Below are 8,933 nucleotides of genomic sequence, written 5' to 3'. Positions count from 1 at the left end.
ACGCGGGCCCCACTGACGGCCCGCGTGGCTTTTAGTGGGACCGGCTTTAGCGGGGAAGAGGCCGGTGTGTTCGACATCACTTTTGCGGTGTGACGCCGAATGCCTTCCCGGCTAAAGCCGGTCCCACTAGGTGAACGCGGTGTGCCAGCTGGCACCAAAACCCTGCACGGTGTGCTTTTTTGAGGCGAGCGCAGGCTCTTTCAACAGTGAGTAAGAAACCATCCACCCAGGCCGGCCGGGGCTTTCACCCCCATGGCCCGGCTTTTGCTTTTGTTGAATCCAAACTTGGATACAAGATGGAAGCCTCCCATGCATGACCTCCAACACCCCCATATCGGCTGGACGATCAACGAATGGCTGACGGCCTATCAGACCGGGCAGTTGTCCCCGGAAGTCCTGCTCACGCTCCCCAGCGCTTACCCGGAAACCGATACCGCGTGGATCGCCCGGGCCAGTCAGGCGCAGGTTAGCGAGCAGCTCGAAGCCCTCGCCGAGCGGCTCGCGGCGTTGAACGGCGACCTCACCCAATTGCCGCTGTACGGCGTGCCGTTCGCGATCAAGGACAACATTGACGCAGCCGGCTGGCCGACGACGGCGGCGTGCCCGGAATTCGCCTACGCCGCGAGCAAGGACGCGACTGTGGTGGCCCGACTGCGCGCAGCCGGGGCGATTTTGATGGGTAAGACCAACCTCGATCAGTTCGCCACCGGCCTGGTTGGCACGCGTTCGCCCTACGGCGCCGTGCCCAACAGTTTCAATCCCGATTACGTCAGCGGCGGCTCCAGCTCTGGATCGGCGTCGGTGGTGGCGCGAGGATTGGTGGCGTTTTCGCTGGGCACCGACACCGCAGGCTCTGGCCGGGTGCCGGCGGGCTTCAACAACATCGTCGGCCTGAAACCGACCAAGGGCCGTTTGCCCAACACCGGGCTGGTGCCGGCGTGCAAGACGGTGGACTGCATTTCCATCTTTGCGCTGACCGTGGACGACGCGCAGAAAGTTGCCGATCTCGCTGAAGGCTTCGATGGCGATGACGCCTATTCCCGCCACAACCCTGGCACAGCGCCGGTAGGCTTTCGCGCAGCAATGAAGCTGGCGGTGCCGGATACCCTGGAATTCTTCGGTGATGCACATAATCAAGCCGTGTTCGAGCAGGCGCTGCACCGTTTGAGCGGCATGGGCGCCGAGATCACCCGCATCGACTCGCCCCGTTCAAGGCCCTGGCGGAGCAGTTGTATTACGGCCCGTGGGTCGCCGAACGCACGGTGGCCCTGACCTCGATGCTGGAAACCAACCCCGACGCCATCAATCCTGTAGTGCGCGGTATTGTCGAAAGCGGTCTGGCTTACAGCGCCTGTGACGCCTACCGCGCCGAGTACCTGCGCGCCACGCTGAGCCGGCAGATCAACGACGCGCTGACCGGTTTCGACGCACTGGTCGTGCCCACGTCCGCGACCTTGCGCACCCAGGCGGAAATGGCTGTTGAGCCGGTTCTCTACAACTCGCAGTTCGGCTTCTACACCAACTTCACCAACCTGGCGGACCTCTCGGCCCTGGCATTGCCTGCCGGTATGCGTGCCGATGGCTTGCCTTCGGGCATCACCTTGATTGCACCGGCATGGCATGACACCGCACTTGCCCGGTTTGGCCAGCGCTGGCAGGAAAGCGTCGGCTTGCCCATGGGCGCAACCGGCCGCGCAATGCCAGCGTCGCCAGCCCCGACACCTTCGCCAGCGACTGCACCGCGCGGCAGTGTGCGGGTTGCCGTGGTGGGCGCGCACCTGACCGGCATGCCGCTGAACGTGCAGCTCACCAGCCGCGATGCCGTGCTCGTCGAACAAACCCTGACCGCAGGTGACTACCGGCTTTACGCCTTGCCCGGCACCGTGCCGCCCAAACCGGGGCTGGTGAAATCTCCAGGCGGAGCGTCGATCATCGTCGAGCTGTGGGACATACCGCTGGCGCGCTTTGGCGAGTTCGTGGCCGAGATCCCCGCGCCGCTGGGCATCGGCAACCTGACGCTGAAGGACGGTCGCAGCGTCAAGGGTTTCATCTGCGAGCCTTGGGCGATTGATGGCGCGCTGGACATCACCTCGTTCGGTGGCTGGCGCGCGTACATCGCCAGCCTGAAAAAAGCCTGACCCGACGCCTGACGCGGTCCCAGGAAAACCACTGCGTCACGCCCCACCATTCTTCGAAGGAGCACCCAGGCCATCATCCCTTCACAGAAACCCAAACTGCGCCCGGACAATATGGCCGAGCGCATCTATCAGCAGCTCAAGGAAGACATCTTCGAGTTCCGCCTGCTGCCGGGGGATCGCTTCAGCGAAGGCGAGGTGGCCGAACGCGTGCAGGCCAGCCGCACGCCGGTGCGGCAGGCGCTGTATCGGCTGGAGCGCGAAGGCTATCTGGAGGTGCATTTCCGCAGCGGCTGGCGGGTGAGGGCGTTCGATTTCACTTATTTCGAAGAGCTTTACGACGTGAGGATCGTGCTGGAATGCGCGGCACTGGCGCGTCTAGAGACATTAGATCTGGAGCAACACCCGGTCATCGACGAGCTGAAATGCACTTGGCTCGTCACGCCCCCCGAGCGCCTGCAAGATGCCCAGCAGGTTTCAGCGCTGGATGAGCGTTTCCACTGCGCACTGCTGGAGGCGGCAGGCAATACCGAAATGGCGCGCCTGCACCTGGAGATCACCGAGAAGATCCGCATCATTCGCCGCCTGGATTTCACCCAGGCGGCGCGCATCGAGGCGACCTATGACGAGCACTCTCAAATTCTCGACGCCGTGCTCAACGGCCACACAGGGCAGGCGCAGCAGTTGCTCACGCGGCACATCGAAGTCAGCAAGCAGGAGGTGCGCAAGATTACCCTGCACCGGCTCCATGTCGCCCGGCCATGAGCTGACGTCTGCACCTCACATCAACGGCAAACGACAAAGCACTCAGCGCGGGTTGCGCCGCTCCGCCACTTCGGCCAATACCGCCAGGTCCATCTCGCCCTGACCATGGTCGATGGCGTCCTGCAAGTGGGCGCGAATCATCTCGGCGCTCGGCATCTCTACCGACACCTGACTGGCCGCCGCCAGCACCAGATCCACGTCCTTGAGCCCAAGCACTGCCTTGAACGCGGCGGGCTCGTATTTGCGTTCGCCGATCAACGCGCCATAACCGGCGTACACCGGGCCGGGGAAGATCGTCCCCGCCGCCAGTTCCACCAGATCGGCCGATTTCAGGCCGTGGCGGGTGACCAGCACGGCCGCTTCGCTCATCGCCTCGATGGCCGAGACCAGCATGAAGTTCATGGCCAGTTTCATGGCGTTGGCGCTGGAGGGTTTGTCGCCCATGCGCCAGGTCTTGCTGCCGATCAGGTCGAACAACGGCTGCACTGTCTCGACGGCTTCAGCGGAGCCGGCAGCCATGATGTTCAGCTTCGCGGCGGCAGCCATGTTGGGGCGGCCCATCACCGGCGCGGCGATGTAGTCGATGCCCTGCGCGGCGTGCAACTCGGCCAACTCGTCGGCGAAGGTCACGGAAATGGTCGCCATGTTGATGTGGATCAGCGGGCCCTGGATTGACTTGAGCAGACCGGAATCCAGCAGCACCGCGCGCAGGGCCTTGTCGTCGGCGAGCATGCTGAACACCACGTCGGCGGCGAACGCTTGCGCAGGCTCGGTGACCGCCGTGGCGCCTTGCTCGACCAATGGATGCGCGGCTTCAGGAGAACGGTTCCAGACCAGCAGTTCATGACCGCCTTTCAACAGATTGCCAGCCACGGCCTGACCCATATTGCCGAGGCCCAAAAAGCCGATTTTCATGGGGATGCGCTCCAGTAGAAGGTGGGATGTGCGGCGCACACCCGTATCACCCACCTTGAGACAGTTGTCTTGGCGAAAACGACGTTATGGGTGACAAACGGCTGCATTGGCCCAGCATTCCAACGCTTGGAGGTCACTCGCCGTTGGGTGGCCTGAAGATCGTCAGGGCTACAGGCGCCGCAAGTCAGTGCCAGGCCCTATCGATTCAGCGCGGGACGAACGTCGCTTTTCCGGGAGGCGCTAATCGTATTTTCCGGTCCTGTGGGTCAGGGCAAGAATGAAGTCCACCAAGTTGGAAAATCCCTTGTGTTCTTTACGCGCAGGGAGGTAGAGCAGGTGGACCTGCAGCGGCGTTGGGCGATGATCGCGTAGCACTTCCACCAAACGGCCGGTGGATAAATCATTGATCACTGATAGTTCGGGCTGCAGTATCAGACCTGCGCCGCCCACTGCGGCCTGACGCAGAGCATGACTGTCGTTGGAAGCAAAGCATCCATCTCCCGTCCAGCAGTAGCCGTCAGCGTTGTGTAACGGCCATTGAATACAGCCATAGACAGACAAGTGTCCAAGACACGAGTGGCGCTCCAGGTCGCGGGGGACCTGCGGCGTGCCCCGTTGCAACAAGTAGTCCGGCGCTCCGCAGATCACCATTTGGTAGGGCGGAAGCCGGCGTGCGACCAGCTCTGAATCGGCCAGCGTCCCTACCCGAACGACTAAGTCAAATTGGTCATCGATCAGGTTCACATAAGCGTTGCTCAGAATGAGTTCGATTTTCACGGCGGGATAGAGGCGTAGATAGCGGGTAACCAACGGAGCAATCCATGTGGCTCCCACGCTGTGTGGCGCGCTGATGCGGATCATGCCTCGCGGATTCGCGTGCATGGATTCAATGGTGTTTTCGGCCAGTTTAATCTGGTTGAGTACCCCGCGAGCTGTCTCGCAATACACCTTGCCCGCCTGGGTCAAGCGTTGGCTGCGAGTGCTTCGTTCCAGCAATCGCATGCCGAGTAACTCCTCCAGCTGCCGTACGTGCTTTCCCACCATGACCGCAGACAAACCCAGACGGCGAGCGGCGGCACTGAAGTTGCCCGCGTCTACCACCTCAAGCAGCACCTGCATCGACTGCAATTTGTTCATATTCCTAACCACCCGTTACAGATGCTCGAACGCTACAGCGCTTTTTCCTTCTTAACCAGCGCTCTAATCTTCGGTGCGTCGCCATTGTTGCCGATGATGACCCAGGCACTTTAGCGGCCTGGAACCGAATGCTGCCTCATGGCTAGCCTTAGAAGTGTTGTGCGCAAAAAAAGGAATGGACCTGTGAAAATCGTTATTGCTGGAGTGACTGGTTGGGTCGGGCAAGCTATTTTTCGTGAAGCAATCAAAACGTCTGGCGTCGAGGTAGTCGCAGGTGTCTCTCGCAGCCGTGCCGGTGAAGACATGGGTACTGCTCTCGGTTTACCCCCCACCGGTATTGCCATCGTAGGTACGCTCGATGAAGCGTTGAACCTGCCATCGGATGTGGTCATCGACTACACGAATACCGAAGGTGTTCGTGCTCACGCGCCCGCTGTCATCAGAGCGGGAAGAGCGCTTGTGATCGGGACCAGTGGCCTCGACGAAATCGAGCTCCAGGCGTTGGATGCTTTGGCCCGGCAGCACGGTGTTGGTGTGGTCGCCGCGGGCAACTTTTCCATCAGCGGCACGCTGTTGAAACGCTTCGCGCTCGAAGCGGCGCGCTATCTGGCTGACGTAGAAGTTGTCGAGTACGCCAGCGCGCGTAAACAAGACGTCCCTACGGGCACCGGTCGGGAGCTCGCAGAAGCACTTTCCGCACTGCGCCAGGCGCCCACCACGATCCCGCTCGAAAAATTGAAAGGCTTGGTAGGGGGCAGGGGGGTACCAATCGGTTCTGGCACTCATGCAGTCCAATTGCACAGCGTGTATCTGCCTTCCTATGTTCTCGCAGTCGAAAGCATCCACGCGACAGAAAGCGAGCGACTTGTCATCCGCCACGAGGCTGGCACCAGTGCCCAGCCTTATGTCGCCGGCACTCTGCTTGCCGCGCGCGCTGCGCTGACTTTAAAAGGTTTGCTGAGGGGGCTGGAGTCGCTGATTTGATGGGCCACCACGAGCCAGCTGTCGCTTTGATTTGTCGCGATAACGTGATGAGCGATGCGCGGGACCGGCCGTTTCATAACGCCTGCCGCGCCTCGCCGCGTATCACCAGACCGATGCCGACCCCCGAGACCGCCATGCCCAGGGCCATCAGCCACGACAGCGGTTCGTCGAACATGGCCCAGGCCAGCAGCAGCGTCAGCGGCGGGCTGAGGTAAAGGACACTGGCAACCCGCGTTGGCGTGGCACGACGCAGGCACATCCAGTACAGCCCGTAACCGCCGACCGTCGACACCGACGTCCACAGCACACTCATCGCGAAGCCTGAATTGGGGACGGGCGCGAGACTCCCGTGCAGTCCCGCAACGAGGGCAAACACGAAGGTCGAGACGAAACACTGCAGCCACAGGTTGGGCAGCAGGCCCAGCGCCTTTGGGTCCGGTGAATGTTTTTGCCACAGGGTGGCGACCGCCAGCGACAGCATGCCCAGCACCGGCAGGACATAGGCCCATGGGGGTGCGCTGCCCCAGGCCAGCGCGTCGTGGGTCGCCAGCATTACGCCCGCCAGGCCGATGAGCAAACCGATCCATACGCTGCGGGCCAACCGCTGGCGCAGCACCACGGCCGCGAGCACGGCCATGCCGATCGGCAGCAGGTCGGCGAACAGCGCTGCCAGCCCGGCGGGCACGCCAAGGGCAATCCCCTCGGTCACGCCGAACAGATAACCGGCCATGGCCAGCAGGCCGATGCCGGCGTTTTTCAGCAGCACCGCGGGCGGTGTCTGGCGCAGTTGCCGGGCTACAAAGGGAAACAGAATCAGCGTGACCAGGAGGCAACGCCAGAACACCACCAGCGACGCCGGCGCGAAATCGATGGAGAAGCGCGCGCCAATGAAGCCCGAGCTCCAGATGATCACCAGCCCGGCTTCGAGCAGCGGCAAGGGCATCGCCCGGCGTCGCGACGGAAGGGGAAGGCTCACGTTGGTCAGTTCGTTTGAAGTGTTCATGGACCCAACGTACCCAACCGCCGTAATCTAATAAATCAAAATAAACGACAGCAGTGCTTCGGGATCAGTGAACCATGAGCGCCATTCTGGATATCGAACAGGTCCGCACCTTTCACGCCGTGGCGCGCATTGGCAAGTTCAGCGCGGCGGCGGAACAGCTGCACAAAAGCCCGGCGGCGGTCAGCGTGCACGTGCAGCGGCTGGAAGCGGTGGCGGGCGGGCGACTGCTCAACCGCGACAATCAGTCGGTCTCGCTGACGCCGCTGGGCAAGCGGTTTCTGACCTCCACCGCTGCGCTGCTGAGCACCCACGATCAAGTGCTGGCCGAGCTGCAGGGCACTCAGTTGGCGGGGCGCATCACCCTGGGCGTGCCGGATGAATACGCCACGCACCTGATTCGCGACGTGCTGCCGATTTTCACCGCCGCGTGGCCGAATATCGTTCTGGAGTTGAAGACCGCGCCCAGCTTCATCTTGCGCGAGCAGGTGCGGCGGGGGCGGCTGCAGGTGGCGGTCATCGCCCTGCCCGAAGGCCAGTTGGGTGCGGACGATCAACTGCTGGTGCCGACGACCCCGGTGTGGGTCGGCGCCGCACATCACTCGGGGGATTTACCGGACCCATTGCCGCTGGCCGTGCACGCCGCGCAATGCTCGTACCGGCAAGCGATGATCGAGTCACTCAAGCGCAGCGGCCACCGCATGCGCATCGTGCTGGAGAGTTCGTCCAATCAGGCGGTCAAGGCCTGCGTCGAAGCAGGCTTGGGGATCAGCGTGATCGACCGGGCCCGGGTCACCGACGGCATGCGCATTCTGGACGGCCTGCCGCTGATCGCCGACCACGACATCATCGTCGTGCGCTCGTCTGCTTCCCACGGCGATGACGCGGTGGACCTGCTGCGGCGGGCGATCGGGCAGTATTTCCGCCTCTGACGGCGGCGAAGGTCAGTCCTCGGAGCGCTCGCAGAAACGCAGGCGGTTGCCGAACGGATCGGCGATTTCCATGACCTTGCCCCAGTCGAGGTCCTGAATGCCGGGGCGCGAATATCCGTAGTTTTTCGCCAGCAGTTCGCGCTGCAATTCAGCGATGTCGCTGACCGGCACGAAGATCGTCGAACCCGGCGTCGCGTCGCCGTGGTGTTCGGTCAGGTGGATGACGAGCTGGTCGCGGCGGGCCTGGGCATACAGCGGCAGACCCGGTTCAAAGCGGTGCTCCCAGTCCAGGCTGAAGCCGAGAAACTCGACGTAGAACTCTTTCGCCTTGGCTTCGGAAAAAATACGAATCAGCGGTATCGCCGGGGACATCTGCACAGGGGTTCACTCCTTGATGGTCTGAGCGGGCGATTCTAGCCCAGAGTGCAATAACGGTTGGTGTTTACATGGCCCTCTTCCCGGCTAAAGCCGGTCCCACTGACGGATTGCGTACACCTGTAGGACTGGCTTCAGCCGGGACGGCGTCGGATGCCACGCTGCAAAATCGAGGGTGTTCACACTGGCCTCTTCCCGACTGAAGCCGATCCCACTAAGGGATTGCGTGTTCCCGTAGGACTGGCTTTAGCCGGGAAGGCGTAAGATGCCACGCTGCAAAATTGAGGGTGTTCACACCGGCCTCTTCCCGGCTAAAGCCGGTCCCACTGACGGATTGCGTGTTCCCGTAGGACTGGCTTTAGCCGGGGAAGGCGTCGGATGCCACGCTGGAAGATTGATGGTGTTCACGCGGGCCTCTTCCCGGCTGAAGCCGGTCCCACTGACGGATTGCGTGTTCCCGTAGGACTGGCCTTAGCCGGGAAGGCGTCGGATGCCACGCTGGAAGATTGATGGTGTTCACGCGGGCCTCTTCCCGGCTGAAGCCAGTCCTGCTGACGGATTGCGTGTTCCCGTAGGACTGGCTTCAGCCGGGAAGACGTCAGATGCCACGCTGCAAAATCGAGGGTGTTCACTCTGGCCTCTTCCCGGCTAAAGCCAGTCCTACTGACTGATCGCATGCACTTGTAGGAC

The 8,933-nt window shown here is 62.3% G+C and carries 7 protein-coding genes and 1 pseudogene; 4 read left to right on the top strand and 4 right to left on the bottom strand.

The annotated features are described in order from the left end of the window. Positions 1–309: 309 nt before the first annotated feature. Together atzF and QMX88_RS27735 are read left to right on the top strand one after the other, a co-directional pair. A pseudogene (gene atzF / locus QMX88_RS27740) lies at positions 310–2,138 on the top strand (allophanate hydrolase). Positions 2,139–2,249: 111 nt separating this feature from the next. Next, positions 2,250–2,900, top strand: coding sequence for a GntR family transcriptional regulator (locus QMX88_RS27735; protein ID WP_282373451.1), 651 nt, complete (start codon positions 2,250–2,252; stop codon positions 2,898–2,900). Between the two features lie 42 nt (positions 2,901–2,942). Here QMX88_RS27735 and QMX88_RS27730 read toward each other — a convergent pair whose 3' ends face one another. Beyond that, positions 2,943–3,854, bottom strand: coding sequence for an NAD(P)-dependent oxidoreductase (locus tag QMX88_RS27730; protein ID WP_336620250.1), 912 nt, complete (start codon positions 3,852–3,854; stop codon positions 2,943–2,945). 201 nt (positions 3,855–4,055) lie between these two features. Further along, positions 4,056–4,952: a LysR substrate-binding domain-containing protein gene (locus QMX88_RS27725; RefSeq protein WP_192172311.1), complete on the bottom strand. Its 897-nt coding sequence runs from the start codon at positions 4,950–4,952 to the stop codon at positions 4,056–4,058. Between the two features lie 183 nt (positions 4,953–5,135). Between QMX88_RS27725 and dapB the strand changes: the two genes are divergently transcribed. Continuing rightward, entirely contained in the window at positions 5,136–5,936 is an 801-nt protein-coding gene (dapB, locus tag QMX88_RS27720; RefSeq protein ID WP_282373449.1) for a 4-hydroxy-tetrahydrodipicolinate reductase, read from the top strand. Between the two features lie 73 nt (positions 5,937–6,009). On the opposite strand, the gene QMX88_RS27715 is transcribed toward dapB, so the two are convergent. Then, on the bottom strand, positions 6,010–6,939 hold the full coding sequence (locus QMX88_RS27715) for a DMT family transporter (RefSeq protein ID WP_282373448.1): 930 nt from the start codon (positions 6,937–6,939) through the stop codon (positions 6,010–6,012). 74 nt (positions 6,940–7,013) lie between these two features. Here QMX88_RS27715 and QMX88_RS27710 point away from each other — a divergent pair, with 74 nt between their 5' ends. After that, positions 7,014–7,868 (top strand): LysR family transcriptional regulator, encoded by an 855-nt coding sequence (locus QMX88_RS27710; protein ID WP_282373446.1) that lies wholly within the window; start codon positions 7,014–7,016, stop codon positions 7,866–7,868. A gap of 12 nt (positions 7,869–7,880) precedes the next feature. Here QMX88_RS27710 and QMX88_RS27705 read toward each other — a convergent pair whose 3' ends face one another. Continuing rightward, positions 7,881–8,246, bottom strand: a complete 366-nt coding sequence (locus QMX88_RS27705) for a glyoxalase superfamily protein (RefSeq protein ID WP_282373445.1) — start codon at positions 8,244–8,246, stop codon at positions 7,881–7,883. Positions 8,247–8,933: the final 687 nt, after the last annotated feature.

It is taken from the genome of Pseudomonas sp. PS02290, assembly GCF_029960075.1.
In the GTDB taxonomy this organism is placed as follows: domain Bacteria; phylum Pseudomonadota; class Gammaproteobacteria; order Pseudomonadales; family Pseudomonadaceae; genus Aquipseudomonas.
Note: the sequence above shows the minus strand (reverse complement) of the source record. Positions and strands in the feature narration are given on the sequence as shown.

Bases quoted from the DNA above. Each gene is read 5' to 3' on its own strand.
- QMX88_RS27735 (WP_282373451.1), top strand. From the start codon at position 2,250: ATGGCCGAGCGCATCTATCAGCAGCTCAAGGAAGACATCTTCGAGTTC.
- QMX88_RS27715 (WP_282373448.1), bottom strand. From the start codon at position 6,939: ATGAACACTTCAAACGAACTGACCAACGTGAGCCTTCCCCTTCCGTCG.
- QMX88_RS27725 (WP_192172311.1), bottom strand. From the start codon at position 4,952: ATGAACAAATTGCAGTCGATGCAGGTGCTGCTTGAGGTGGTAGACGCG.
- QMX88_RS27710 (WP_282373446.1), top strand. From the start codon at position 7,014: ATGAGCGCCATTCTGGATATCGAACAGGTCCGCACCTTTCACGCCGTG.